Source organism: Paraburkholderia lacunae (genome assembly GCF_003353175.1).
Classification (GTDB): Bacteria; Pseudomonadota; Gammaproteobacteria; order Burkholderiales; family Burkholderiaceae; genus Paraburkholderia; species Paraburkholderia lacunae.
This window is the reverse complement of sequence record NZ_QHKS01000001.1, coordinates 228,572-253,784: the sequence shown is the minus strand read 5'-3', so window position 1 is coordinate 253,784 and position 25,213 is coordinate 228,572. Positions and strand designations below refer to the sequence as shown.

Below are 25,213 nucleotides of genomic sequence, written 5' to 3'. Positions count from 1 at the left end.
ACCGACGCCACTCCCTTTTGCCCAAGGCTGCCGCGCATTGTCGCGCGGCCGGGGCCAGATGTCGTTTCATTCTTCTCATTCTGATGTTCCAATCCGATTCCGCCACCTTTATTGCCGGCTATCCGCTGAAGGCCCATAACACTTTCGGCTTCGATGTTCGTGCGCAGTTTGCGTGCCGGATCGAACGCGAAGCGCAGCTGATGGCGGCCGTGCGTGATCCGCGTGCGGCGGGTTTGCCGCGGCTGGTGCTGGGCGGCGGCAGCAATATCGTGCTGACTGGCGACGTTGGCGGGCTGGTTTTGCTGGTCGCGTTGCAAGGCCGCCGTCTCGTTCGCGAGGACAACGACGCCTGGTATGTCGAGGCGGCCGCCGGCGAGCCGTGGCATGACTTCGTCGCATGGACTTTGGCGCAAGGATTGCCCGGGTTGGAGAACCTTGCGCTTATTCCGGGCACGGTGGGGGCAGCGCCGATCCAGAACATCGGCGCGTATGGGCTGGAGATGTGCGAGCGTTTTGCGTCGCTGCGGGCGGTGGAGTTGGCGACTGGCGAGGCCGTCGAACTCGACGCTACGGCGTGCCGGTTCGGTTATCGCGACAGTTTTTTCAAGCGGGAAGGGCGTGACCGTTTCGTGATTACCTCGGTCACGTTCCGCCTGCCGAAGGTTTGGACACCGCGGGCCGGGTATGCGGATATTGCGCGCGAACTCGCCGCGAGCGGCCAAGGCGACGCGCGGCCCACTGCGCGCGCGATCTTCGATGCGGTGGTCGCGGTTCGGCGCGCCAAGCTGCCCGACCCGCTGCAACTCGGCAACGCGGGGAGTTTCTTCAAGAATCCAGTGGTCGAGGTGGCGCAGTTCGAAGCGCTGAAGGCGCAGGAGCCGGAGCTCGTGTCCTACCCGCAGCCGGATGGCCGGGTGAAGCTTGCAGCGGGCTGGTTGATCGATCGATGCGGCTGGAAGGGCCGTGCGATGGGCGCTGCGGCCGTGCACGAGAGGCAGGCGCTGGTGCTGGTGAATCGCGGCGGCGCGAGCGGCGCGGAGGTGTTGGCGCTGGCGCGAGCGATTCAGGAGGATGTGCTGACGCGGTTTGGGGTTGAGCTGGACGCGGAGCCGGTTTGTTTGTGACGGCTTGAGCTGAGCGGATGGCGTAAAGATAAAGGCGCCGGGAGTTTCCTCCCGGCGCCTTTCTTACTTGTGTGTTTTGATTTCGGCGCTTAACTTCGCTGGCGCGAAGTTAGCCTGCACCGAAACGCACGTCCTCAGCTGCGCTGACGGGGCGTTTTGGTTCCGGCCGCGCCTTCGGCGCTTAACTTCGCTGGCGCGAAGTTAGCCTGCACCGAAACGCACGTCCTCAGCTGCGCTGACGACGTGCGTTTTCTGCAATCCGCATGCGCAGTGCGTTCAGCTTGATGAATCCGCCAGCGTCGGCCTGGTTGTACGCGCCGCCGTCGTCGTCGAACGTGGCGATAGTCTTGTCGAACAGCGTTTCCTTCGAATCGCGAGCGACAACCGACACGCTGCCCTTGTACAGCTTCACACGCACCCAGCCGTTGACCTTCTCCTGCGTATGGTCGATCAGCACCTGGATCGCACGGCGCTCCGGGCTCCACCAGTAACCGTTATAAATCAGCGACGCGTAACGAGCCATCAGGTCGTCCTTCAGGTGGGCTACTTCACGGTCGAGCGTGATCGACTCGATACCGCGGTGCGCCTTCAGCATGATCGTCCCGCCCGGCGTTTCGTAACAGCCGCGCGACTTCATGCCGACGTAACGGTTTTCCACCAGGTCCAGACGGCCGATACCATGCTTGCCGCCCAAACGGTTCAGTTCGGTCAGCATGTCAGCCGCCGACAAACGCTTGCCATTGATCGCAACCGGATCGCCGTGCTCGTATTCGATGTCGATGTATTCAGCCTGATCCGGCGCCTGTTCCGGCGACACCGTCCAGCGCCACATTTCCGGCTCGGCTTCGGCCTTCGGATCTTCAAGGTGACGGCCTTCGAACGAGATGTGGAGCAGGTTCGCGTCCATCGAATACGGCGCGCCGCCTTGCTTGTGCTTCATTTCGATCGGAATGCCGGCCTTTTCGGCGTACGCGAGCAGCTTTTCGCGCGACAGCAGATCCCATTCGCGCCACGGTGCGATCACCTTGATGCCCGGTTCAAGCGCGTAGTAGCCGAGTTCGAAGCGAACCTGGTCATTGCCTTTGCCGGTTGCGCCGTGCGACACCGCTTGCGCGCCGGTTGCGCGGGCGATCTCGATCTGACGCTTGGCGATCAGCGGACGCGCGATCGACGTGCCCAGCAGGTACTCGCCTTCGTAGATCGTGTTGGCGCGGAACATCGGGAACACGAAATCGCGCACGAACTCTTCGCGCAGGTCTTCGATGAAGATGTTGTCCTGCTTGATGCCGAGTTGCAGGGCTTTCTTGCGCGCCGGTTCCAGCTCTTCGCCCTGGCCGATGTCGGCCGTAAACGTGACGACTTCGGCGTCGTAGTTGTCCTGCAACCACTTCAGGATGACGGAGGTGTCGAGGCCGCCCGAATAGGCGAGCACGACTTTCTTGATATCGCTCATGGTGAACTCGTAGCTGGAGAAAGCGGAAAAACAGGGCACGCCGGGCGTTCCGGAGCGCGGGAAAACACTATTTTGACACTAAACCGCCGGGTGTCCGCGTTTTTGGGATGGTACGGCGGTGTAGCCGGGTCCGCTTGCGACCGCAGACCTCGGCTGGATGCGTGGCGCCGACGTGGTTGACTTGCCTCGTATATCGAGGCCCCGCCGCGCTTCACGCAGATGCTGCGCGATAGCTCGCTCAGTGATTCAGCTTGCCGAGCAGCAAATATTCCAGCAAAGCCTTTTGCACGTGCAGACGGTTTTCCGCTTCGTCCCACACGACGCTTTGCGGGCCGTCGATCACTTCCGCGCTGACTTCCTCACCGCGGTGTGCGGGCAGGCAATGCATGAAGAGCGCATCCGGATTCGCGCGCGCCATCATTTCGGCATCGACGCACCAGTCTGCGAACGCTTTTTTGCGCGCTTCGTTTTCGGCTTCGAAGCCCATGCTGGTCCACACGTCTGTGGTGACCAGGTCGGCGCCCGTACAGGCTTCGTGCGGATCGTCGAATTCCTGGAAGAAGGGCGCGCTTTCGGGCGCGACCAGTGCGTGGTCGAGCTTGTAGCCCGGCGGCGTGGACAGACGCAGCTTGAAGCCGAGAATCTGCGCGGCTTCGATCCACGTGTACAACATGTTGTTGGCGTCGCCGACCCACGCGACCGTCTTGCCGCGAATCGGCCCGCGATGCTCGAAGTACGTGAAGATGTCCGCCAGCACCTGGCACGGGTGATATTCGTTGGTCAGCCCGTTGATCACCGGCACGCGCGAATTCTCGGCAAAGCGCTCGATGATGTCCTGGCCGAACGTGCGGATCATGATGATGTCGACCATGCGCGAAATCACCTGCGCCGCGTCTTCGATCGGTTCGCCGCGGCCGAGCTGCGTATCGCGCGTGCTCATGAATACGGCGTGGCCGCCCAGTTGGAAGATGCCGGCTTCGAACGACAGGCGCGTGCGCGTCGAGTTTTTCTCGAAGATCATCGCGAGCGTGCGGTCGTGCAGCGGATGGTAAGTCTCGTAGTTCTTGAATTTACGCTTCAGAATACGTGCGCGTTCCAGCACGTACTCGTAGTCGTCCAGCGAGAAATCCTTGAACTGCAGATAGTGGCGAATTTTCTTGGCGGTCATGAAACAAATACGGCGGTCTCACCCGGCAGGATTGCCGGACGGCGCCGCCGTCGTTTGTGGTAACTCAAGGCAGCATAAAGGATTTTGCCTCGTTTGACGAGTCGGCCAAAAGGCTGCTGAAGGCGTGTGAAAGCCTCGCGCAACCTTCCGACGAGACTTATGTGCACTGCGGAAAAAGGTCTCCTGCGCTATAATCCCCGGGTTATCCCAAAGCCCAGCAGGCCGGTATTTCGCTTGCGGGACACGGCTCGCGCGCCCGGAAAGCTGTCCTAGCGGTGCGCCTTCATGACGATCGCCAGGGCGGCTGTGTGCGGCCTTCTTTTGCGGTCTCTGGTGGCGCGGCTCGCGGTAGGGGCGTGTACGACGTGTTCAGGCAGTTAAAGCCGATTTGCCGTCCGCTTTGCTCTCACCTCGCTGGGCAGTCACACAGGTATTCCTACATGGCCGAAGCACCCCCAACCGAATATTTCATTCAGGGCATCACCTCGACCGGAAAAAAATTTCGGCCGAGCGACTGGTCGGAGCGGCTCGCGGGCGTGATGGCATGTTTCGGTCCCAGCCCCGGCGGCAAGGGGCCGAACGCCTACCTGCAATACTCGTTGTACGTCCGGCCCACCATGATCGGCGACCTCAAATGCGTGATTCTCGATTCGCGCTTGCGCGACATCGAGCCGATGGCCTTCGATTTCGTGCTGAACTTCGCGAAAGACAATGACCTTGTCGTGACCGAGGCGTGCGATTTGCAACTCGAGCATGCTACGCCGCAAGCCAAAAGGCACGTGCTGTAGCGCAAGCCGGCCCGATCAGCAAAATAAAAAACCCGCAGGCAGCGGGTTTTTTTACGACCGGGGGTCGAGGCCTCAGCGGGCGGTCCGTCAATTGCGAGCGCGACGCGACAAGTCGCGCGGTACAGTGCAGTGCGGATCCGTCAGTTCCAAGCAAAAAAGCCCGCCGAAGCGAGCCTTTCTGTTGCAGCGGAAACAGGAGGTAGCCCACCGAAGCGGGCTGACCGGATTTACTGTGCTGCGGGCGCTTGCAGACCCTTGAGGGCTGCTGCCAGACGGCTCTTGTTGCGAGCTGCCTTGTTCTTGTGAACGATTTTCTTGTCGGCGATGATGTCGATGGTCTTCGACGATGCCTGGAAGATCTCGACGGCCTTAGCCTTGTCGCCGGCTTCGATTGCCTTGCGCACAGCCTTGATAGCCGTGCGGAACTTCGAGCGCAGTGCCGAGTTGTGCGAGTTTGCCTTGGCGGCCTGGCGGGCGCGCTTGCGTGCTTGTGCGGAGTTAGCCATGACGGTTCCTTATCCTGTTCCTGTTTCCAGTACCTGACCTTCAAGTGGTGAGGCGCTGCTTTTAGATCCGAACTCTTGGAAGCGATTGCCCAAGAGCGCAAAAGTGTCGAAATAATCGATCGAACTACGCGAAGGCGGGCCCGTGTTCGGGGTGTTTCGAGGCCGAGTAAGTGCACTGAAATGCACCGAAGTGCACTAGTAAGTGCAACTTTGGACCCCGTCCGAAAATTGAGCGAGCTTCGAAACCGGCGATTATAGCAACAAAATCAGGCACGTGGCAACGGGGAATGAACAACGCGAATGAGCCGGTCCGGTCGGCGAAGCCTTGCGTTCCGTAAGCCGCCGCGCGCCTGCTGGTGCGCTCGTTTGTGCGTGTTGTTTGTGTGTGTTCGTGCGTTTTATCGGCGCAATGGCAGGAGGCTCGCGACTGGCCGGCGGGCCAGCCGCGCAAGCAACAAATAACGTCTCGATCGGCATTCCGATCGAACGTCTGCGGCTCGAATCGGTCCGAATCGCGTCCTGGCTCGTCGTCCGCACTTGCGGCACCCGTATAATAAGCGCCCCATGAATCTATTCCGAGCCCTGCTGACGGTCAGCGGCTTCACGCTGCTGTCGCGCGTGACCGGACTGGCCCGCGAAACGCTGATCGCCCGTGCGTTCGGCGCCAGTCAATTCACTGACGCCTTCTACGTCGCCTTCCGCATTCCGAACCTGCTGCGCCGCATTTCCGCGGAAGGTGCGTTTTCACAGGCCTTCGTGCCGATTCTCGCCGAGTTCAAGAACCAGCAGGGACACGACGCCACCAAGGCGCTCGTCGACGCCACCTCGACGGTGCTCGCCTGGGGGTTGGCGATCCTTTCGGTGATCGGCGTGGTGGGGGCCTCGGGCGTGGTGTTCGCCGTCGCGTCCGGTTTGGCGCATGAGGGCCAGGCCTACGCGCTCGCGGTCACCATGACGCGCATCATGTTCCCGTACATCATTTTCATCTCGCTGACGTCGCTGGCGTCGGGCGTGCTGAACACCTACAAGAACTTCTCGCTGCCGGCGTTCGCGCCGGTCCTGCTGAACGTCGCGTTCATCGTCGCGGCGGTGTTCGTCGCGCCGCATCTGCAAACGCCGGTGTACGCGCTCGCGTGGGCGGTGATCGCGGGCGGCGTGCTGCAGCTGGTGGTGCAGCTGCCGGGTCTGAAGAAGATCGACATGGTGCCGCGCATCGGCCTCAATCCGCTGCGTGCGCTTGCGCATCGCGGCGTGAAGCGGGTGCTCTCGAAGATGGTGCCGGCGATGTTCGCCGTTTCGGTCGCGCAGATCAGTCTGATCATCAACACCAATATTGCGTCGCGGATCGGTCCGGGCGCGGTTTCGTGGATCAACTACGCCGACCGCCTGATGGAGTTTCCGACCGCGCTGCTCGGGGTCGCGCTCGGCACGATCCTGTTGCCGAGTCTGTCGAAAGCACACGTCGACGCCGATCCGCACGAATATTCGTCGCTGCTCGACTGGGGGTTGCGCGTGACCTTCCTGCTGGCCGCGCCGAGCGCGATTGCGTTGTTTTTCTTCGCCGAGCCGCTTACCGCGACGCTGTTTCATTACGGCAAGTTCGACGGCAATTCGGTCGTGATGGTCGGCCGCGCGCTGGCGGCTTACGGCATCGGGCTAGTCGGTCTGATTCTCATCAAGATCCTCGCGCCCGGTTTCTACGCGAAGCAGGACATCAAGACGCCGGTGAAGATCGGCGTCGGCGTGCTGATCGTCACGCAGTTGAGCAACTACCTGTTCGTGCCGATTTTCTCGCATGCGGGCCTCACGCTGAGCGTCGGGCTGGGCGCGTGCGTCAACGCGCTGTTGCTGTTCATCGGCCTGCGCAAGCGCGGCATCTATATGCCGTCGAAAGGCTGGCTGAAGTTTTTCGTGCAATTGCTCGGTGCCTGCCTCGTGCTGGCCGGCGCAATGCATTGGCTGGCGATCAGCTTCGACTGGATCGGCATGCATAACCGGCCGGTCGACCGCATCGTCTTGCTGGGCGCGTGCCTCGTCCTGTTCGCCGCGCTATATTTCGGTATGCTTTGGTTGATGGGCTTCAAGTACGCGTATTTCAAGAGGCGAGTGAAGTGATCACGATGACGCGGGTTCTCGACTATTTCAGCACGCTCGTCGCCGAAGACGACAGCCTGCCGCTGACCGAGGCGGCGCTCTCGCTCGCGCAGGACGCTTATCCCGATCTCGACCTGCAAGGCACGCTCGCCGAGATCGACGAACTGGTGGTGCGTCTTCAGCGCCGCATGCCGGACGACGCCGACATCAAGCAGAAAGTCGGCATCCTGAACCGGTTTTTCTTCCGCGAACTGGGTTTCGCCAGCAACCTCAACGATTACTACGATCCCGATAACAGCCATCTGAACGCGGTGCTCAAGCGCCGCCGCGGCATTCCGATTTCGCTGGCGGTGCTGTATCTGGAGATGGCCGAGCAGATCGGCATTCCGGTGCGCGGCGTGTCCTTCCCGGGGCATTTTCTGCTGCGCGTGACGACGCCCGATGGCGACGTGATGCTCGATCCGACCAGCGGGCATTCGCTGTCCGAATCGGAGATGGTGGAGATGCTGGAGCCGTATGTGGCGTCGGCCGGCGAGTCGGTGGGCCGGGCGCTGCGCGTGCTGCTGCAACCGGCGACGCGACGCGAGATCATCGCCCGCATGCTGCGCAATCTGAAGTCCACTTATCTTCAGACGGAACGCTGGCAGCGGCTGTTGGCGGTGCAGCAGCGCCTCGTGATCCTGTTGCCGGAAAGTATCGAAGAAGTGCGTGACCGTGGCTTTGCTTACGCGCGGCTCGATTACCTGCGCCCGGCACTCGAGGATCTCGAACGCTATCTCGGCGACCGTCCGGATGCCGAGGACGCGACGGTGGTGGAGTCGCAGTTGCACGAGTTGCGGCAACGCACCCAGCACAACGACCGCGACTAGAAACGCTCTCGATCAAAACAGAACGCCTGCGCATGACATCATGCGCAGGCGTTTTACGTTGGCGCGGCAGCACTGACGCACTGCGTGAATGCCAGCTTACTTCGGCTGCATGCGGATCGCGCCGTCCAGACGAATCACTTCGCCGTTGAGCATCGGATTGTCGAAGATCTGCTTGGCCAGCATTGCGTATTCCGCCGGTTTGCCCAGACGCGGCGGGAACGGCACCATCGCACCGAGCGCGTCCTGCACTTCCTGCGGCATGCCGAGCAGCATCGGCGTTTCGAAGATGCCTGGGGCGATCGTCATCACGCGGATCGCGTTGCGCGACAGGTCGCGCGCGATCGGCAGCGTCATGCCGACCACGCCGCTTTTCGACGCCGCGTAAGCCGCCTGGCCGATCTGGCCGTCATACGCGGCCACCGACGCCGTGTTGACGATCACGCCGCGCTCGCCGTTCGCGTTGGGTTCGTTCTTCGACATTGCAGCGGCAGCGAGCCGGACCATATTGAAGGTGCCGATCAGGTTGATCGAGATGGTGCGCACAAACGAGTCGAGCGGATGCGGTCCGTCCTTGCCGACCGTCTTGATGGCCGGCGCGATGCCGGCGCAATTGACGAGGCCGCGCAGCGTGCCGAGCTTCGTGGCAGCTTCGACCGCTTGCGTTGCGTCTTCTTCGCGGCTCACGTCGCATTTGACGAACACGCCGCCGAGTTCTTTCGCGAGCGCTTCACCGGCATCCTGGTTCAGGTCGGCGAGCACCACCTTGCCGCCGTGTTCGACGAACAGGCGCGCGGTCGCGGCGCCGAGGCCGGACGCACCGCCGGTGATCAGGAATACGTTGTCACGAATCTCCATGTCTTCTCCTTTGCTTCGGTTCAGTAATGTCGAGATCGAATATTTTTTCGATGAACGATTGTAGCGGCTATGTTGCAGCGCGGAAAGCGGAGCGGGTAACGGGCGCACCGGCCCAGCGGGACGGCTCGCGAAGAAACCGCTATGGATGGCTAAATAATACTGGGCGAGGTATAGAGCGGCGAGCGCAACGCACGCGGTGGCCGGCAATAAAAAACCCGCCGGTATGGGCGGGTTTCTGAACGGCTGACGCCGATGCGAATTTACTTCAGTGCTTCGAACGCGCGTTCACGAATCTCATCGACCGTGCCGAGCCCGGAAATGCGCCGATACTGCGGCGCCTTCAGCGGCGACGACGGGTCGCCGTGCTTCGCCCAGTTGTTGTAGTACTCGATCAGCGGCTTGGTCTGCGCAACATACACGTCCAGACGCTTCTTGACCGTTTCTTCCTTGTCGTCGTCGCGCTGGATCAGCGGCTCGCCCGTCACGTCGTCCACGCCTTCGACCTTCGGCGGGTTGAACTTGACGTGGTACGTGCGGCCCGACGCGGCGTGCGAGCGGCGGCCGCTCATACGCACGATGATCTCGTCGAACGGCACGTCGATTTCCAGCACGTAGTCGATCGCGACGCCGGCTTGCTTCATTGCTTCGGCTTGCGGGATCGTGCGCGGAAAGCCGTCGAACAGGTAGCCGTTCGCGCAGTCCGGCTGCTGCAGACGCTCTTTCACCAGGTTGATGATCAGTTCGTCCGTGACCAGTTCGCCGGCATCCATGAAGCGCTTCGCCTCGATGCCAAGCGGCGTGCCTGCCTTGACGGCCGCGCGCAGCATGTCGCCGGTGGAAATTTGCGGAATGCCGAACTTTTCCTTGATGAAGTTTGCCTGAGTGCCCTTGCCCGCTCCGGGAGCACCCAAAAGGATCAAACGCATGCGATATCTCCAGATCTATGTGAATTCTTTGGCGGCGCTGTAGCCATTCCACGATTCGTCGAGGGACCCGCATCGGCTGCCGCGGTGCGCCTCGCGCTGCGCATCGAAAACGACGGCGCTGCAAGACGACGACAGCGCGACCGGGTGCAAACCCTGACTCTCGCTTCCAGCGGGAGGCGCGCAGAACCGTTCGATTATGCCATGGGTTTTTGCGCTCAAGCCCCGAATAAAGCCTGCACGCGCACCAGGTCGGCGGGCGTATCGACGCCGGGCAGCGGCACGTCCTGGGTGACGAGCACCGCGATGCGCTCGCCGTGCCACATCGCGCGCAGTTGTTCGAGCGCTTCGGCCTGCTCGATCGGCGAGATCGCGAGACTCGGGTAAGTGCGCAGGAATTGGGCGCGATATGCGTACAGGCCGATATGCCGATGAACCGCCGTGGACGCAGGCGGCGCGGGCATTGCGGCCACATTGGGCCAGTGCGGCTGATAGGCGTCGCGTGCCCAGGGAATCGGCGCGCGCGAGAAATACAGCGCGATGCCGCGCGCATCGAGCACGACCTTGACGACGTTCGGATTGAAGATTTCGGCGGGGTCGGCGATCGGATGCGCCGCGGTGGCGATCGCGCAGCCGCTGCTGGCCGCGAGGTGCGACGCCACGCCGCACACCAGCGCCGGGTCGATCAGCGGTTCGTCGCCTTGCACGTTCACCACGATCGTGTCGTCGCTCCAGCCGAACTGCGCCGCCACTTCCGCGAGACGGTCGGTGCCCGACGGATGATCCGCGCGCGTCAGAACGGCTTCGAAGCCGTGCTCGCGGGCCACGTCGAGCACCGCTTGCGCGTCGGAGGCGATCAGCACCTGTTGTGCGCCCGATTCGCGCGCGCGCTCGGCGACCCGCACCACCATCGGCTTGCCGCCGATATCGGCGAGCGGCTTGTTGGGCAGACGCGTCGAGGCGAGCCGGGCCGGCACGACGGCGATGAACGGGGGAGTGGTGGCGTTAGCGTGGGTCATCGGAAAGGCGGGCGGCGATGAAACCGGAAGAAAGCGCCTGCGGGTTGCATGCGAGCGCTGACGAAATTGAACGCAAATGCGGATCGCAGAAGCGGATCGCAAGAGCGGATCGGGAACGCGGGGTGATCGGCAAATGCCGCAACCCCGTCAGCACAAACTCAGGCGACGGAGCCCGGATTCAGGTCGACGGGCGTGCCTTCCACGGTTTGCCGGGCTTCGTCCACGAGCATCACGGGAATGCCGTCGCGGATCGGGTAGGCGAGCTTGTCGGCATTGCAGATCAGTTCCTGCGCCGCACGGTCGTAGCTGAGCGGGCCCTTGCAGATCGGGCAGACGAGAATTTCAAGCAGGCGAGCGTCCACGGACTTTCTCCACAACTAATGCGATGAGGCGATGATCGAGCGCGGCTTCGACCGGGACAACCCAGATGCGCGCATCGTGCCAGGACCCTAATTTTACCGCATCCTTTTCCGTTATCAGGATCGCGTCGGCGTCCACGTCTGTAAAAGGATTGCGCTCGAACGCATAGTGATCGGGCAACGCTCGGGTAGCGGGCGTGAGGCCGGCGGCGCGCAGCGTCGCGAAAAAACGCTCCGGCGCGCCGATGCCGGCGGCCGCCAGCACGCGCTCGCCGCTGAATTGCGCGAGCGGCCGGCGCAGCGCGGGATTGTCGAGATGCCAGGCGTCGGCGGGCGCGAGTTGCAGCGCGAAGGTGTTCGGCCACGCCGGCAGTGCGCGCGCATAGGGATCGTTGATCAGCGTTGCATCGCGGCGGCGCGACAGCGGCTCGCGCAGCGGGCCGGCCGGCAGCAGAAAACCGTTGCCGCCGAGCCGGTGATCGAAGACCACCAGTTCGACATCGCGTGCGAGGCGGTAATGCTGCAAGCCGTCGTCGCTGACGATCACGTCGACCTCGCGATGGGCGGCGCGCAGCGCCTGGGCGGCCGCAACGCGGTCCGGGCAGACCCACACCGGCGCACCGGTGCGGCGTGCGATCAGCAGCGGTTCATCGCCGCCGACGCTCGCCGCCGCCGCGGGCGTGACCGGCGTCGGCGCCTTGACGCGCGCGCCGTAGCCGCGCGACACCACGCCGGGCGTGAATCCGGCTGCGCGCAACGCTTCGACCAGCGCGATCACCGTCGGCGTCTTGCCCGTGCCGCCGACGGTCACGTTGCCGACCACCACCACCGGCACACCGACGCGCACCGATTTCAGCCAGCCGAGCGAGAAAGCGGCGCGGCGCGCGGCGGCAATCGCGCCGAACACGCAGGCGAAGGGCGTCAGCGCCCACGCGAACGGGCCGCGCTGCTGCCATTCGCGTGCGAGGCGAGCTTCGAGACGGTTGTTCAGATCGTTCATCGGCAAGCCGCCCAGATGTGCGGCGCGCGACGCGCCGGAAGGGGCCGGGACGTCGGCGTAGAAGCGCTAGGCGCGATACGCGGGGCAAGCATCAACGCGGTTCTCCGGGCAATCGAAGTCATCGCGAAGTCATCGCGAAGTCATCGAAAAGGCAGTTGAAATCGAGGTGGCGGCATGCACTGCCCAGCGTCCGACACCATCAGCAGTGTGCCGTAAAGGCGCGCGCCGCAGGGCGTTCAGCACGCCGTCGAACCCGGCACTCTAGCGCGCGTGCGTCGTGCGCGGCAAGTCGCGCGCCGGCCGGCGCACCGTGAATCGACACTTCGGCGAGGCACTCAACCTGTGGATAACTTTGTGGAGAACCTGCCCCCCGATCGGCTGAGAAGGCCATTCCGAGCGCTCCGGATCGGCAATCATTCTCGTTGAGGAGATATAAATGCGATATAAATCAAAGACATGCTTCAGATTTGCGCGGCCTGGCGGCCAATTTGGCGGAATTCGCCTGGGGGCTCCCGCGATGTGGACACTTTTGACAATCAATACGATGTGCTGGACGTTGCCGGCCGCTCGGTCTATCGTCTGTCCGGCCAGTCAAACACATTCCTCGCATGAATCCCGAAAGCCCTTTTTCCTCGTCGGCCGTGCCCGGCGGCGAGGTCGTCGTTCCCGTATCCGTGCTCAATCGCGCGATCGGCACGATGCTCGAACGCTCGTTTCCGCTCGTCTGGGTCGCCGGCGAAGTGTCGAACTTCACGCGCGCCGCAAGCGGCCATTGGTATTTCTCGATCAAGGATGCACAGGCGCAGATGCGCTGCGTGATGTTCCGCGGTCGTGCGCAATACGCCGAATTCACGCCGCGCGAAGGCGACCGCATCGAAGTACGCGCGCTGGTGACGATGTACGAGCCGCGCGGCGAGTTGCAGCTGAATGTCGAAGCGGTGCGCCGCACGGGGCAGGGGCGTCTCTACGAAGCATTCCTCAGGCTGAAAGCGCAGCTCGAAGCGGAGGGCCTGTTTGCCGCTGAGCGCAAACGCGCGTTGCCGGCCCATCCGCGGGCGATCGGTATCGTGACGTCATTGCAGGCGGCCGCGTTGCGCGATGTGTTGACCACCTTGAGCCGTCGCGCGCCGCATATTCCGGTGATCGTTTATCCGGCGCCGGTGCAGGGCGCGGGCGTCAGCGCGAAACTCGCCGCGATGGTCGAAACGGCGAACGCGCGGCGCGAAGTCGACGTGCTGATCGTGTGCCGCGGCGGCGGTTCGATCGAAGACCTGTGGGCCTTCAACGAGGAAGTGCTGGCGCGCGCGATTGCGGAAAGCGCGTTGCCGGTGGTGAGCGGTGTCGGTCACGAAACCGATTTCACGATCGCCGATTTTGCCGCCGACGTGCGCGCGCCGACGCCGACCGGCGCCGCCGAACTCGTCAGTCCGCAGCGCGTGTTGTTGCTGCGCGATCTCGACCATCGGCATGCGACGCTCGCCCGCGGTTTCGGCCGAATGATGGAGCGGCGCGCCCAACAACTCGACTGGCTCGCACGCCGGCTCGTCTCGCCGGCCGAGCGGCTCGCACGGCAGCGCACGCACTTGCAGCAACTGAGCTTGCGGCTGGCGTCGGCGGGTGCGCGCCCGGTGCGCGACGCACGAGCGCGGTTTTCGCTGCTGCAGATGCGCTGGCAGCGCTGGCGTCCCGATCTCGCCGCGCATCAGGCGACACTGAGGGGCCTCACGCAGCGTCTCGACGCTGCATTGTTACGCCAGCATGAACGTCAGACCGCTCGTATCGCGACGCTTGCCGCGCGGCTCGAAGTGCTCAGTCCGCAACGCACGCTGGAACGCGGCTATGCCGCCATGCTCGATGCACAAAGCGGCCGTGCGGTGCGTGCGCCGTCGTCGTTGAAACCCGGGCGGCGCCTGACCGTGCATCTCGCCGAGGGCTCGGCGGACATCGTGCTGGCCGATGTGCAACCACGCCTTACCGACGGTTTCTGATACTTCGCCGAGACCGTATTTTTGACCCCGCAAACCGCAGGCGCGAGCACTAATTACGCTATCCGTACGGCATGTTCGCCGATGCCGGACATAAAGTCCGTTCGTTTGCGGGGTTATTCCAAGTCGCCTACAATCCAGTGCTCTACAGCGTTATCCGCAGACTCCCCACAACAGATACAGACAGAAGGAAAGCACCATGGAACATACGCTCCCGCCGCTGCCGTTCGCGAAAAACGCTCTCGCTCCGCACATGTCGGAAGAGACGCTCGAGTTTCACTACGGCAAGCATCACCAGACCTATGTGACTAACCTGAACAATCTGATCAAGGGTACCGAGTTCGAGAACCTGTCACTCGAAGAGATCGTCAAGAAGGCATCGGGCGGCCTCTTCAACAATGCAGCGCAAGTGTGGAATCACACGTTCTTCTGGAACAGCGTGTCGCCGCAAGGTGGCGGTGCTCCGAGCGGCGCACTCGCTGACGCGATCAACGCCAAGTGGGGTTCCTTCGACAAATTCAAGGAAGAATTCGCCAAGACCGCAGTCGGCACGTTCGGCTCGGGCTGGGCATGGCTGGTGAAGAAGGCTGACGGTTCGCTCGACCTGGTGTCGACGAGCAACGCCGCTACGCCGCTGACCACGGACGCCAAGGCACTGCTGACGATCGACGTGTGGGAACACGCGTACTACATCGACTATCGCAATGCGCGTCCGAAGTTCGTCGAAGCGTACTGGAACATCGTGAACTGGGCATTCGCCGAGAAGAATTTCGCGTGACATTGCCGGTGAACGTCGCACCGCGCCAGGTGGCGACGCTCACGACGTGATATGACAAAAGCCCCTGTCCGTTGCGGACAGGGGCTTTTTGTTTGGTGCGCGTGATGTGCCGCGTTTGTTGCGAGCCGCTTCTGCGAGGAGGCGAGGCCCGCGCGAGACGCTCATTCCGCGTCGCTCGCCGCCGCCGTTTTACGCGGACGGCGGCTGCGCGCCGCGGATTTGCGGGCAGCTTTTTTTGCCGCAACGGGTGCTGCTTCTTGCGCCGGCTGCGCGGGTGCTTCGGAAGGCGCCGCGATCTCCGCTATTTCATCGATGGTTCGCGTGGCGGCCTTTTTCGTTTTCTTCGCGGCTGTCTTGCGCGGTGCACGTTCCTTACGGCGCTTGGCCGGACTGCCGTGCGCTTCTTCTCGTCCTTCTTCTTCGGCGACCAAGACCGGTTCCGTGGCAAAGGCTTCCGGCTCTATCCAGGCGTGCTTCTGCTGTTCAGGAGCGGATTCGCTGAGCGCGGGCGCTTGCAGGACCGCTTCGGATGTCGCTTCGGCTGGCACTTCCACTTCAGTTTCGCGGCCACGTTCGACAGAGGCTCGCTCGTCGCGAGCGGCCTCCTGCTGACCACGCGCTCCCTTGCGATTCCCACGTCCTCTGCGGCGTGACTCATGTTTGCCGCCCGACTCGGCGGCGACCGTTTCCGCTGTCTGCGTTTCAACCGTCTGCTCAACCGATTCAGCCTGTTCAGTCTGCTCGCCCGCGCTTTCGCCCGTCACATTAGCGGCCGTGCCCCGATAGACATAGGCGCCCGACTTTTCGTCGCGGCCGAATTCGAGCAGTCCGCGCGCGTGAGCTTCTTCGAGCAGATTGCCGAACGCGCGAAAACCGTAGTACGTCTCGTTGAAATCCGGCTTGCGGCGCTTGATGGCATTCTTCAGCACCGATGCCCAGATCTTGCCGCTATCGCCGCGCTCGGAGGCAAGCGCGTCGAACGTTTGCACAGCGATCTCGATCGCTTTGGTGCGACGCTTTTCGAGGTCTTCCTTGCTGCGGCTCTTTTCTTCATCCGGCGCGCGTTTGGCCGTTGGCTGGGCGCTCGGCTGCGCTCGCGTCGACTCGCGTTTGGCTACCGTGCGCTGACTTTCGCGTACGAGGTCGTCGTAAAAGAAAAACTCGTCGCAGTTCGCGATCAGCAGGTCAGACGTGGACTGCTGGACGCCCACGCCGATCACCTGCTTGGCGTTCTCACGCAGCTTCGACACCAGCGGCGAAAAGTCCGAGTCGCCGCTGATGATGACGAAGGTATTGACGTGCGATTTTGTGTAACAGAGGTCGAGCGCGTCGACCACCAGCCGGATATCGGCCGAATTCTTGCCCGACTGGCGCACGTGCGGGATTTCGATCAACTCGAAATTGGCTTCGTGCATCGCGCCTTTGAAACTCTTGTAGCGGTCCCAGTCGCAATACGCTTTCTTCACGACAATGCTGCCTTTGAGCAGCAGACGCTCGAGCACCAGCTTGATGTCGAACTTGTCGTACTTCGCATCGCGCACGCCGAGCGCAACGTTTTCGAAGTCGCAGAATAGCGCCATGCTGACGGTTTCACTGGATGACGCCATGTATTCCTCCATTGAAGCGATCGTCGAACTCGACGAATCGCGACCATGATAGCGACTCCTGCGAAGGTGATCAGCTTTTGTGTTCGGCGCGCACCGATGCGGGAAACAACAAACCCTCGGAATCGAGGGCTCTTTTGAACGATGCGCGAGCCGCGCGGGCGCTTGATGAGCGCGCAGGCCGGTGTTTTGCCTCGCTACCGGTCGTGGTGATGAGGCGTATCGCTTAGCGCAGCGCGCGTCTCGAGCACTTCGTCGATCAGGCCATAGTCCTTCGCGCCGTGTGCCGACATGAAATTGTCGCGATCGGTGTCGCGCCCGATCTCCTCGAGCGTGCGCCCTGTGCGCTCGGCCATCATCGCGTTCAGCCGTCCGCGCAGATAGAGCACCTCCTTCGCCTGAATCTCGACGTCCGCGGCCGTACCCTGGCTGCCGCCCGACGGCTGGTGAATCATGATGCGCGCGTTCGGCAGCGCATACCGCTTGCCGCGTTGGCCGGCGGTCAACAGGAAGGTGCCCATGCTCGCGGCAAAGCCCGTGCACAGCGTCGACACTTCCGGCTTGATGAACTGCATGGTGTCGTAGATCGCGAGGCCGTCGTACACCGAGCCGCCCGGCGAATTGATGTAAAAGGAAATATCCTTGTCGGGATTCTCGGATTCGAGAAACAACAGCTGCGCGACGATCAGACTGGCCGATTGTTCGTTCACCGGACCGACCAGGAACACGATCCGCTCGCGCAGCAGGCGGGAATAGATGTCGTACGCGCGCTCGCCGCGGCCGGATTGTTCGATCACGGTGGGTACGAGGCCAAGGCCGGTGACGGATGGATAGCTGGAATGCATGTGGGTCTCGTTCAAGTGGCGCGGTAGTTCGCCGTAGTTAGCGGTAATGGGTGGTCGATCGGGAAACCGTGCCGCTGCTGCGCCGGTAGTTGTCCCTATGACGAAGGCGCGCACGGCGGCGTGACAGATTTATTTTTGCGCCTGTCTGTCACATCGGCGGGTGCCTGGACGTCAAGCTGAAAAGGATGCCGGCAGCGCGCACGGACAACGGCGCAGGCGGCGCGCGCGCTTTTCACCACGCAGGATCTGGGAGGTCTACGAATGACGGAACAAGGAATCGACAAGGCCTCCGGCTTCGAGGCCGTGCGCGCTCGGCTGCTCGCGCTGGCGTACCGGATGCTCGGCAGCCGCGCCGAAGCCGAAGACGTGGTGCAGGACGTCTGGCTCAAATGGCACGTCGCCGACACGCAAGAGGTGCTCACGCCGGCCGCCTGGCTCACCACGGTCACCACGCGCGTGGCCATCGACCGGCTGCGGTATCTGCAGCGCGAGCGCGCCTCGCAGGCCGCCGGCTGGCTGCCGGAGCCGTGGCTGGACGAGCTCGCGCCGTCGGCGGAAGAACTGGCTTTGCGCGCCTCGGAGATGTCGTACGGCGTGATGCTGCTGCTCGAACGTCTGAAGCCCGACGAGCGGGCGGCGTTCGTGCTGCACGAAGCGTTCGAGTGCGACTACGCGGAGATCGCGAAAATCCTCGAGCGCACGCCGGCCCATTGCCGGCAGATCGTGCATCGGGCCAAGGCGCGTTTGCAGCGTGCGGGCGCGCCGCTGGAACCGCCGGATCCCGCCGCGCACGCGCGCATCGTGGAACGCTTGCGTACGGCGCTGGAGGCCCAGGATCGGGCCGGCTTGCTGTATCTCTTTAGCGACGCGCCGGAACTCGTCAGCGATGCGCCGGAGTGCGCGTCTGCGCGTGCGGCTCCAGGTGCGCCAGAACCGGCGGCGTTGGGCTGGATGGACAAGTTGACGTCGCTCGCGCGGCTGGCGAGCCATGCCGAGTTGGTGTCGATCGACGGAGCAATGGGTATCGCGCTGCTATTCGAAGGCGAGGTGGTCGGCGTGATCGACGTATCGACGGACGGCGCAGCCAGGATCGTCGCGTTGCGCGCCGTGACCTGTGCGGCACGGTTGCGCTCGGTCAATCGCGTGCTGGGCCGCGCGGCGCTCACGCGCCTGCTCGCACGCATCCAGCAGAGCTCAATTACGGTGCGCCGCGACTTCCCAGTTGATATCGACGCATAGCACATGCGTGCCGTACGGCGTATCCGCGGCGATCGAAGCGGTCACGCACAAATGCGCTTCGTTGATCGACAGATAGGGCGGGGTGAGATGCACCTGGCCGGGCACGCGCATCGCCTGAATGAAGTACGGCCGGCGCTCCCAGCTCGCGCCTTCCGAATGCAGCAGGGGCCGGAAGCGCTTTGCGCGTTGCGAGGCGCGGCCAGGCGGCAGCACGTTGTCGCCGATCTGACGGCCTGAACCGTCGAGCACGAAGCAGCGCGCCGTCTCGCCGAGCTTGAGCAGCGGCGCGGTTGCCTGTACGACCGATTCGCCGGACATCAGTTGCGCGCTCGCGGTTTCCAGCGCCGTCACGTACGGGGCGAGCCGCGTGGACTGCGCGCGCTGGCGGGCGGCGACCCGCTCACGCAGCGCTGCGGAAAGCGCGTCCATCAAGCCGGCCGCGGCTTGCGGCTTGACTGGCTCGACGCTCGGCCCGGCGAAGTACGCGCCCTGCACGAAGTCGACGTTGCATTCGAGCGCGATCAGCGCGTCGCGCTCGGTAGTCAGGCCACCCATCAGCACCAGTTGCCCGGATTCGTGCAGCAGCGAAACGAGTCCCGGCAACACGCGCTCGATATGCGAATGCTCGCTGGCCTGCGCGAGGATGCAGCGGTCCAGCGTGACGATGTCGGGACGCAGATTCCACACGCGGTCGATGTTCGAATGCTTCGCGCCAAAGCCGTCGAGCGCGATCAGGAAGCCGGACTTGCGCAGGGAGTCGATGATGTCGGCGAAACGCGTGGTTTCGCCGCCGGCCTGTTCGGACACTTCCAGCACCACACGCTGCGGCGGCAAGCCCAGCGCCTTGAGGCCGGCGAGCAAGGCATCGCCGTAGCTCGTGTCCATCAGTGCCGCCGGGTGCAGGCTCAGGAAAAGCCATTCATCGTGGCTGTCGAACGCGTTGAAGTTGCCCAGGTGCAGCGACTCGGCGAGCCGCCCGAGTTCGAGCAGGTCGCCGCGCCGCGCGGCTTGCGTGAAAACTTCGTGCGACGGCACCTGCAGCGCATGTTCGTCGTGTGCGCGCAGCGAAGCGTGATAACCGATCGCGCGCCGGTGCGACACCGAGAAAACCGGCTGGAACACGCTGAAAACGGTGTAGCCGCCGTAAAGCACGGTGCGCCGGGAGCCTTCGTCGCCGGCCATCGGGCGCGGTGGCTGGAAGCCGGGAGGATCGAGTTCGATCATGCTCATCATGTCAGTCGTGTGGAGGTGGCGCGCTGCATGTCTGGCACGGCGCAAAACGTGAGTTTACAGGATAGGGGAGCAAGAATTATGCGCATGCGGAAAGCGCGTTATGCGCGCTCCGTGCCGGCGATTGTGCTCCAACCCGTGCGTGGAGGCGATGATGCGCACTTTGCTGGTGCGATTCGCGCCCTGTTGCGGGTCGCCGGTGCGGCCGCGTCGAGCGCGCTTCTCGCTACGGACTAGCCGCTGAAAAGCGGTGCGCGGGTCAGGTGCGCTCCGATGGATCGGTCTTTTTCGCGGGCGTGCGGATGTCCGGCGCCAACTGCGCGAAGATCCACGACGAGCCTGCCGTGATGATGCCGACACACAGGAAGGTCGCATGAAACGCGGGCAGCGAGTTGGCGGCCGTCACGCGCGGCATCAGGCCGGTGAAGGTCGCGAGCAAGGCGCCGGCCACCGTCACGCCGAGGCTCATCGAGAGCATCTGAACCAGCGAGAACAGGCTGTTGCCGCTGCTCGCGCCGCCGGTGCCAAGGTCTTTCAGTGTCAGCGTGTTCATCGCGGTGAACTGCATCGAGTTGACGCCGCCGAAGAAGGCGAGTTGCGCGACCCGCAGCCACAGCGGCTGGCCGGTGCTCGTGAGCGCGAAGCTTGCCATGGTCAAGCCCACCAGCACCGTGTTGACGATCAGTACGCGCCGATAGCTGTACCGGATGATCAGCTTCGTGACGAGGCGTTTGGACGCCATGCCTGCCGCCGCCACCGGCAGCATCATCATGCCGGCTTCGAACGCGCTATAGCCGAGACTCACCTGCAATAGCAGAGGGATCAGATAGGGCATCGCGCCGCTGCCGATCCGCGCGAACAGATTGCCCAGCAGGCCGACGCTGAAGGTATGAATCTTGAATAGATCGAGCGAGAAAATCGGCGCGGGCGCGCGCACCGCGTGCAGGCCATAGGCGACAAAACACGCGAGGCTCAGGATCAGCAGCACCAGCACAGTCGCATGCTGAATGCCGAACTCGGCATGGCCGTCCAGCGCGACCGAAATCGCCACCATGCCGACGATCAGCAGCAGATAGCCTTTCAGATCGAACCTGCCCGTTTGTTCGTTGCGGCTATCCGGCATGAAGACGAACGTCGCGATGCACCCGACGATCCCCACCGGCACATTGATCAGAAAGATCCAGTGCCATGACGCGATCTTCACGAGCCAGCCGCCGAGCGTCGGTCCGATCAGCGGCCCGATCAGCCCCGGAATCGCGACAAACGACAAAGCCGGCAGATAGCGTTCCGCCGGAAAGGTGCGCAGCACGGCGAGCCTCCCGACCGGCAGCAGCATCGCGCCGCCCACGCCCTGCACCACGCGAAAGATCACCAGCTGATTCAAGGTATGCGCGTTCGCGCACAGCAGCGAGCCGACCGAGAACACGAGGATCGCGCTGAAGAATACGCGCCGCGTGCCGAGCTTGTCGGCGAGCCAGCCGGACACCGGGATCATCACCGCCATCGTCAGCGAATAGGCGATCACCACCGATTGCATGCGCAACGGCAGTTCGCCGAGGCTCGCTGCCATCGCGGGCAGTGCGGTGTTGACGATGGTCGAGTCGAGCGTCTGCATGAAGAAGCCGGTGGCGACGAGCCACAGCATCACCGTCAGCGAGCGGGCCGAGGGAGCCGAAGGGACGGGCGAGGCGGAAGCGGGCAGGGGCGGCGTGGACATGGAGGGCGGCGAGGCGCGCAGGGACGGGGTGGGGAGCCGCTATTCTAGGGAAAAGCGCGCCCCGGCGCAGCGAGCGGACGGCGCGGATCGCAGCGCCGCGGCCTGAACCGTGTGCTGTCCGCGTGTTTCCGACGCGCTTTCCGGCGTGCTTTCCGCAGAATCCGCAGAATCCGCGGACTCAGCCGGTCAGCGCGGGGGTAGCGCGGCGGCGGCGCGGAAAAACACCCGGGCGCGCGGGTCGTTGCCGAACCCCACGTGAATCCTGATCCACGGACTCACTTCCACGTTGGGGCGGAAATAGCTGCCGGGCACTACCGTCACGCCGAGCGGCGCGCCGCATTCCACCAGCCGCTCGGCATCGTCGATATGCGGCACGCGTGCCCACACGAACTTGCCGCCCACCGGCTTTTCGAACAGCTCCCAGCCGGCGTCTTCGAGTGTCTGAATGGTCGAGACGAGCGCGTCGCGCATGCGCCGGCGCAGCCGCTCCAGATATTTGCGGTACGCGCCGCGCTCCAGCATCGATACGGCAACCGCTTCGGCAAAACGCGAGCCGCCGATACTCGTCAGCATCTTGATATCGACCAGATCCTTGATGATCGCGTGACTCGCCACCACACAGCCGATCCGCAGCGACGACGACAGCGTCTTCGACAGGCCGCCCACGTAGATCACGTGTTCGAGTTGATCGAGTGTGGCGAGCCGGTCGGTGATTTCGGTCTGGAGATCGGCGTAGATGTCGTCTTCGATGATCGAGAAGCCGTGTTCGCGCGCCAGTTGCAGCAGCCGGAACGCAACCTGCGGCGCGACCGTGGTGCCGGTCGGATTGTGAAACACGGTGTTGATGAAGAACAGCTTCGGCCGATGCAACTGCAGCTGCGCTTGCAGCACGTCGAGATCGGGGCCGTTGCGCGTGCGCGGAATGCCGATCAGCTTCACGCCGTGCAGCTTCAGCAGGCCGTACAGGTTGTAGTAGCCGGGGTCTTCGACGAACATCGTGTCGCCGGGTTTCAGCATGTAGCGCATCAGCAGATCGAACGCCTGGCTCGCGCCGTTGGTGATCAGAATCTGCGACGCGTCAGCCTGAATCCGCAGTTGACCGATGCGGCTTTGCAGATGCTCGCGCAGCGTCGGATTGCCGAGCGGCGTGGCGTAGTCGACCATGCTCGCGGGGTCGGTGCGCGAGACATGGCGGATCGCCTGCGCAATGCCGTCCATGTCGCGCCACGCTTCGGGAATGGAGCCGCTGCTGAGCTTGAGCGTCTCGCCCGGTTGATTGAACTGCTGCATGATGTGCCCGGATTCGTCCTCGGCGCGGCGCGGGTCCGACGCGCCCTGGCAACTCATACCCGTCGGCAGGCGGTCGGCCACATAGAAGCCCGAGCCGTGGCGCGAGTCGAGGTAGCCAAGCGACACCAGCCGGTCATAGGCCTCGATCACCGGGAAGCGGCTCACGCCGTAATCGGCGGCGAACTGACGGATCGACGGCAGCTTCGAGCCGGGACGCGCGATGCGCGAGCGGATCCACGTGGTGACGCCCGTCACGATCTGCTCGGTGAGCGGTACGCCGTTGTCGCGATCGAGTTCGATTTCGAGTTTCATGCGGTGCTTTCCTGGTCGCTGGACCGCCGGGCTGTCTGCTGCCCGAGCTGGAGCGCCGGTCCTAAAACGCGATCGTTGCCAACTGTCCGGTTTTTCGACTGAACAGTTCCGATGAAACTGTTCGGAACTGTGCATGTGATTTCGATCATCGCACGCCAATAATGAGACAACACAGAAGTTCTTTGAAGGAGAAAGGCGATGCGTGAAGTCCGTATTTTCGAACTGGAACATGGCGAGCCTGCGGCGGCCTGGCGTGTCGCGCATTCGTCGATCTTCAAGGTGATCTCGGGCGAAATCTGGCTGACCGTCGAAGGTGACGCCGAAGATTACTGGCTGGGAGCCGGCGAATCGTTCGAGTTGCCGCGCGGCGCGGTGGCATGGGTCAGCTCGGGCGAGGCGGGCGCGCGCTTCGCGCTGGCTAGCGGCTCGGAGCGGTCCGCGGCGATGCCCGCGCGCACTTTGCCGGGTTGGAACTGGCTGCCGCGCTGGCTGGGTGTGGCTTGAACGGACTGGCGCGGGTGGCGCGCTGGGCGGCGTGGTGGGCGACTTGATTGAAGCAGTGCTGACTTCTAGACTCGGTTCACTGCCTTTCTGCTTCGACGCGAACGCCATGACGCCCGAACCCGCTCTCTCGTATCTATGGAATACCGCCGGCTGCGATCCGGCCGCGCTCGATTCCGTGTCGTTTGCGGGCAGCGATCCGGCGCTGCCGTCGGTCTATCGAGTCGGCACGTTGGCCTCGGCGACCATCGCCGCGACCGGCCTTGCCGCTGCCGAATGCCTGCGTTTGCGCGATGGTCGCCGGCAACGCGTGACGGTGGAGATGCGGCGCGCGCTGGCGTCGTTTCGCAGCGAACGCTATCTGCGCATCGACGATGGACCGCCGCCTGCTTTGCGCGACCCGGTGACGGGTTTTTACTCGACCCGCGACGGCCGCTGGATTCAGTTGCATACGAATTTTCCGCATCACCTCGAGGGCGTGCTGAAGGTGCTCGGCTGCGCGAACGATCGAACCGCGGTGGCCGCCGCGGTGCGCGGCTGGGACGGCGCGACGCTCGACCAGACGCTGGCCGACGCCGGCTTGTGCGCCGCGCTGATTCGCACGCCCGACGAGTGGGCGGCGCTCGACCAGGCGAAGGCGATTGACCGGCTGCCGTTGTTCGAGATCGAGCGGATCGGCGACGCGCCGGTTGAGCCGCTCGGGCGGGGCCGCGCGGATCGGCCGCTGGCCGGCGTACGGGTGCTGGATTTGTCGCGCATCATCGCGGGGCCGGTGGCGGGGCGGGCGCTTGCGCAGCATGGCGCCGAAGTCTTGCTGATCAACGGGGCGCATTTGCCGAACATCGCGCCGCTGGTGATCGATAACGGGCGGGGTAAGCGCTCGGCGGTGCTGGACTTGCGGGATGTGGCCGGGCGCGAGACGTTGCTTGGCTTGGCCGGTGACGCGGATGTGTTTTTGCAGGCGTACCGGCCGGGGGCTTTGGCTGCGCGCGGGTTGGGTCCATCAGACTTGGCGCGGGTGCGGCCGGGGACGGTTTATGTGTCCGTTTCCGCTTATGGACACGAGGGGCCTTGGGCTGGGCGGCGCGGATTTGACAGCCTCGTGCAGTCGGCCAGTGGGATTGCTTTTACTGAGCGCGAGGCGGCGGGGTGGGATGAGCCTAAGCATTTGCCTTGTCAGGCGCTGGATCACGCTACGGGATATCTGGCCGCCTTCGGCGCGATGGTCGCACTTGGGCGGCGCGCCGCCGAAGGCGGGAGTTGGCATGTCAAGGTTTCGCTCGCGCAGACTGGGCGGTGGTTGCAGTCGTTCGGTGTGTTACCCGACGGGTGGAAGGCCGACGATGTTTCTATCGACGACGTGCGCGACTGTCTGGCGAGCGTCGATTCGGAGTTCGGCCGCGTTTCGGGTGTTTCGCCTGCCGAGCTTTTGTCGCAGACGCCTGCTTTTTTTGGGCTGCCGCCGGCCAGGGTGGGGGCGCATGAGGCTAAATGGGTTTAGTTTGGGTTTAGCTTGGGTTTAGCTTTTTCCCCGCCGCCAAAGGCAAAAAACCG

At 63.7% G+C, this 25,213-nt stretch carries 22 protein-coding genes; 9 read left to right on the top strand and 13 right to left on the bottom strand.

Annotated features, from left to right (window positions below; all coding sequences use genetic code 11):
* Positions 1–83 precede the first annotated feature (83 nt).
* Positions 84–1,124, top strand: coding sequence for a UDP-N-acetylmuramate dehydrogenase (gene murB, locus DLM46_RS01210; protein WP_115098883.1), 1,041 nt, complete (start codon positions 84–86; stop codon positions 1,122–1,124).
* A 226-nt stretch (positions 1,125–1,350) separates the two neighbouring features.
* Here the strand turns inward: murB and DLM46_RS01205 are convergent, their stop codons facing one another.
* The gene (locus DLM46_RS01205) at positions 1,351–2,577 is read right to left on the bottom strand and encodes an argininosuccinate synthase (protein WP_115098882.1); all 1,227 of its coding nucleotides are present in this window, start codon (positions 2,575–2,577) and stop codon (positions 1,351–1,353) included.
* A gap of 238 nt (positions 2,578–2,815) precedes the next feature.
* Entirely contained in the window at positions 2,816–3,745 is a 930-nt protein-coding gene (argF, locus tag DLM46_RS01200; protein WP_115098881.1) for an ornithine carbamoyltransferase, read from the bottom strand.
* 440 nt (positions 3,746–4,185) lie between these two features.
* Here argF and DLM46_RS01195 point away from each other — a divergent pair, with 440 nt between their 5' ends.
* Complete coding sequence (locus DLM46_RS01195) at positions 4,186–4,533, top strand: DUF3579 domain-containing protein (RefSeq protein ID WP_115098880.1); 348 nt, start codon at positions 4,186–4,188, stop codon at positions 4,531–4,533.
* Between the two features lie 227 nt (positions 4,534–4,760).
* Here the strand turns inward: DLM46_RS01195 and rpsT are convergent, their stop codons facing one another.
* The gene (gene rpsT / locus DLM46_RS01190; protein WP_054034306.1) at positions 4,761–5,039 is read right to left on the bottom strand and encodes a 30S ribosomal protein S20; all 279 of its coding nucleotides are present in this window, start codon (positions 5,037–5,039) and stop codon (positions 4,761–4,763) included.
* Positions 5,040–5,603: 564 nt separating this feature from the next.
* Here rpsT and murJ point away from each other — a divergent pair.
* A complete protein-coding gene (gene murJ, locus DLM46_RS01185) occupies positions 5,604–7,154 on the top strand; it encodes a murein biosynthesis integral membrane protein MurJ (RefSeq protein ID WP_115098879.1) in 1,551 nt (516 codons plus the stop codon).
* 5 nt (positions 7,155–7,159) lie between these two features.
* Positions 7,160–8,002: a SirB1 family protein gene (locus DLM46_RS01180; protein ID WP_115099252.1), complete on the top strand. Its 843-nt coding sequence runs from the start codon at positions 7,160–7,162 to the stop codon at positions 8,000–8,002.
* A 96-nt stretch (positions 8,003–8,098) separates the two neighbouring features.
* Here DLM46_RS01180 and DLM46_RS01175 read toward each other — a convergent pair whose 3' ends face one another.
* From DLM46_RS01175 to lpxK, 5 genes are all read right to left on the bottom strand, one after another.
* Positions 8,099–8,857 (bottom strand): 3-hydroxyacyl-CoA dehydrogenase, encoded by a 759-nt coding sequence (locus tag DLM46_RS01175; protein ID WP_115098878.1) that lies wholly within the window; start codon positions 8,855–8,857, stop codon positions 8,099–8,101.
* A 260-nt stretch (positions 8,858–9,117) separates the two neighbouring features.
* Positions 9,118–9,783, bottom strand: coding sequence for an adenylate kinase (gene adk, locus DLM46_RS01170; RefSeq protein WP_115098877.1), 666 nt, complete (start codon positions 9,781–9,783; stop codon positions 9,118–9,120).
* 215 nt (positions 9,784–9,998) lie between these two features.
* Positions 9,999–10,799: a 3-deoxy-manno-octulosonate cytidylyltransferase gene (gene kdsB / locus DLM46_RS01165; protein WP_115098876.1), complete on the bottom strand. Its 801-nt coding sequence runs from the start codon at positions 10,797–10,799 to the stop codon at positions 9,999–10,001.
* A 158-nt stretch (positions 10,800–10,957) separates the two neighbouring features.
* Positions 10,958–11,161, bottom strand: coding sequence for a Trm112 family protein (locus DLM46_RS01160; RefSeq protein ID WP_007180583.1), 204 nt, complete (start codon positions 11,159–11,161; stop codon positions 10,958–10,960).
* The gene (gene lpxK / locus DLM46_RS01155) at positions 11,142–12,158 is read right to left on the bottom strand and encodes a tetraacyldisaccharide 4'-kinase (RefSeq protein ID WP_115098875.1); all 1,017 of its coding nucleotides are present in this window, start codon (positions 12,156–12,158) and stop codon (positions 11,142–11,144) included. The genes DLM46_RS01160 and lpxK overlap by 20 nt, the downstream gene beginning before the upstream one ends.
* A gap of 608 nt (positions 12,159–12,766) precedes the next feature.
* On the opposite strand from lpxK, the gene xseA reads away from it, so the two are divergent.
* Both xseA and sodB read left to right on the top strand, forming a co-directional pair.
* Positions 12,767–14,146, top strand: a complete 1,380-nt coding sequence (xseA, locus tag DLM46_RS01150) for an exodeoxyribonuclease VII large subunit (RefSeq protein ID WP_115098874.1) — start codon at positions 12,767–12,769, stop codon at positions 14,144–14,146.
* 196 nt (positions 14,147–14,342) lie between these two features.
* Positions 14,343–14,921: a superoxide dismutase [Fe] gene (gene sodB / locus DLM46_RS01145; RefSeq protein WP_115098873.1), complete on the top strand. Its 579-nt coding sequence runs from the start codon at positions 14,343–14,345 to the stop codon at positions 14,919–14,921.
* 161 nt (positions 14,922–15,082) lie between these two features.
* Here the strand turns inward: sodB and DLM46_RS01140 are convergent, their stop codons facing one another.
* Positions 15,083–16,528: an NYN domain-containing protein gene (locus DLM46_RS01140; RefSeq protein ID WP_115099251.1), complete on the bottom strand. Its 1,446-nt coding sequence runs from the start codon at positions 16,526–16,528 to the stop codon at positions 15,083–15,085.
* A gap of 194 nt (positions 16,529–16,722) precedes the next feature.
* Positions 16,723–17,370 (bottom strand): ATP-dependent Clp endopeptidase proteolytic subunit ClpP, encoded by a 648-nt coding sequence (clpP, locus tag DLM46_RS01135; RefSeq protein ID WP_115098872.1) that lies wholly within the window; start codon positions 17,368–17,370, stop codon positions 16,723–16,725.
* A gap of 261 nt (positions 17,371–17,631) precedes the next feature.
* Here clpP and DLM46_RS01130 point away from each other — a divergent pair, with 261 nt between their 5' ends.
* Entirely contained in the window at positions 17,632–18,609 is a 978-nt protein-coding gene (locus tag DLM46_RS01130; RefSeq protein ID WP_115098871.1) for a sigma-70 family RNA polymerase sigma factor, read from the top strand.
* Here the strand turns inward: DLM46_RS01130 and DLM46_RS01125 are convergent.
* The 3 genes from DLM46_RS01125 to DLM46_RS01115 form a co-directional block, all read right to left on the bottom strand.
* Complete coding sequence (locus DLM46_RS01125; protein WP_115099250.1) at positions 18,565–19,839, bottom strand: EAL domain-containing protein; 1,275 nt, start codon at positions 19,837–19,839, stop codon at positions 18,565–18,567. The two genes, DLM46_RS01130 and DLM46_RS01125, sit on opposite strands and share 45 nt — an antisense overlap.
* Positions 19,840–20,098: 259 nt before the next feature.
* Positions 20,099–21,556: a multidrug transporter subunit MdtD gene (gene mdtD, locus DLM46_RS01120; RefSeq protein WP_115098870.1), complete on the bottom strand. Its 1,458-nt coding sequence runs from the start codon at positions 21,554–21,556 to the stop codon at positions 20,099–20,101.
* Positions 21,557–21,742: 186 nt separating this feature from the next.
* Positions 21,743–23,158, bottom strand: a complete 1,416-nt coding sequence (locus DLM46_RS01115; RefSeq protein WP_115098869.1) for an aminotransferase-like domain-containing protein — start codon at positions 23,156–23,158, stop codon at positions 21,743–21,745.
* A gap of 198 nt (positions 23,159–23,356) precedes the next feature.
* On the opposite strand from DLM46_RS01115, the gene DLM46_RS01110 reads away from it, so the two are divergent.
* Positions 23,357–23,662, top strand: a complete 306-nt coding sequence (locus DLM46_RS01110) for a DUF2917 domain-containing protein (RefSeq protein ID WP_115098868.1) — start codon at positions 23,357–23,359, stop codon at positions 23,660–23,662.
* A 106-nt stretch (positions 23,663–23,768) separates the two neighbouring features.
* Positions 23,769–25,160, top strand: coding sequence for a CoA transferase (locus DLM46_RS01105; RefSeq protein WP_115099249.1), 1,392 nt, complete (start codon positions 23,769–23,771; stop codon positions 25,158–25,160).
* The last annotated feature ends 53 nt before the right edge of the window (positions 25,161–25,213 follow it).

Bases quoted from the DNA above. Each gene is read 5' to 3' on its own strand.
- murB (WP_115098883.1), top strand. From the start codon at position 84: ATGTTCCAATCCGATTCCGCCACCTTTATTGCCGGCTATCCGCTGAAG.
- DLM46_RS01205 (WP_115098882.1), bottom strand. From the start codon at position 2,577: ATGAGCGATATCAAGAAAGTCGTGCTCGCCTATTCGGGCGGCCTCGAC.
- argF (WP_115098881.1), bottom strand. From the start codon at position 3,745: ATGACCGCCAAGAAAATTCGCCACTATCTGCAGTTCAAGGATTTCTCG.
- DLM46_RS01195 (WP_115098880.1), top strand. From the start codon at position 4,186: ATGGCCGAAGCACCCCCAACCGAATATTTCATTCAGGGCATCACCTCG.
- rpsT (WP_054034306.1), bottom strand. From the start codon at position 5,039: ATGGCTAACTCCGCACAAGCACGCAAGCGCGCCCGCCAGGCCGCCAAG.
- murJ (WP_115098879.1), top strand. From the start codon at position 5,604: ATGAATCTATTCCGAGCCCTGCTGACGGTCAGCGGCTTCACGCTGCTG.
- DLM46_RS01180 (WP_115099252.1), top strand. From the start codon at position 7,160: ATGACGCGGGTTCTCGACTATTTCAGCACGCTCGTCGCCGAAGACGAC.
- DLM46_RS01175 (WP_115098878.1), bottom strand. From the start codon at position 8,857: ATGGAGATTCGTGACAACGTATTCCTGATCACCGGCGGTGCGTCCGGC.
- adk (WP_115098877.1), bottom strand. From the start codon at position 9,783: ATGCGTTTGATCCTTTTGGGTGCTCCCGGAGCGGGCAAGGGCACTCAG.
- kdsB (WP_115098876.1), bottom strand. From the start codon at position 10,799: ATGACCCACGCTAACGCCACCACTCCCCCGTTCATCGCCGTCGTGCCG.
- lpxK (WP_115098875.1), bottom strand. From the start codon at position 12,158: ATGAACGATCTGAACAACCGTCTCGAAGCTCGCCTCGCACGCGAATGG.
- xseA (WP_115098874.1), top strand. From the start codon at position 12,767: ATGAATCCCGAAAGCCCTTTTTCCTCGTCGGCCGTGCCCGGCGGCGAG.
- sodB (WP_115098873.1), top strand. From the start codon at position 14,343: ATGGAACATACGCTCCCGCCGCTGCCGTTCGCGAAAAACGCTCTCGCT.
- DLM46_RS01140 (WP_115099251.1), bottom strand. From the start codon at position 16,528: ATGGCGTCATCCAGTGAAACCGTCAGCATGGCGCTATTCTGCGACTTC.
- clpP (WP_115098872.1), bottom strand. From the start codon at position 17,370: ATGCATTCCAGCTATCCATCCGTCACCGGCCTTGGCCTCGTACCCACC.
- DLM46_RS01130 (WP_115098871.1), top strand. From the start codon at position 17,632: ATGACGGAACAAGGAATCGACAAGGCCTCCGGCTTCGAGGCCGTGCGC.
- DLM46_RS01125 (WP_115099250.1), bottom strand. From the start codon at position 19,839: ATGAGCATGATCGAACTCGATCCTCCCGGCTTCCAGCCACCGCGCCCG.
- mdtD (WP_115098870.1), bottom strand. From the start codon at position 21,556: ATGTCCACGCCGCCCCTGCCCGCTTCCGCCTCGCCCGTCCCTTCGGCT.
- DLM46_RS01115 (WP_115098869.1), bottom strand. From the start codon at position 23,158: ATGAAACTCGAAATCGAACTCGATCGCGACAACGGCGTACCGCTCACC.
- DLM46_RS01110 (WP_115098868.1), top strand. From the start codon at position 23,357: ATGCGTGAAGTCCGTATTTTCGAACTGGAACATGGCGAGCCTGCGGCG.
- DLM46_RS01105 (WP_115099249.1), top strand. From the start codon at position 23,769: ATGACGCCCGAACCCGCTCTCTCGTATCTATGGAATACCGCCGGCTGC.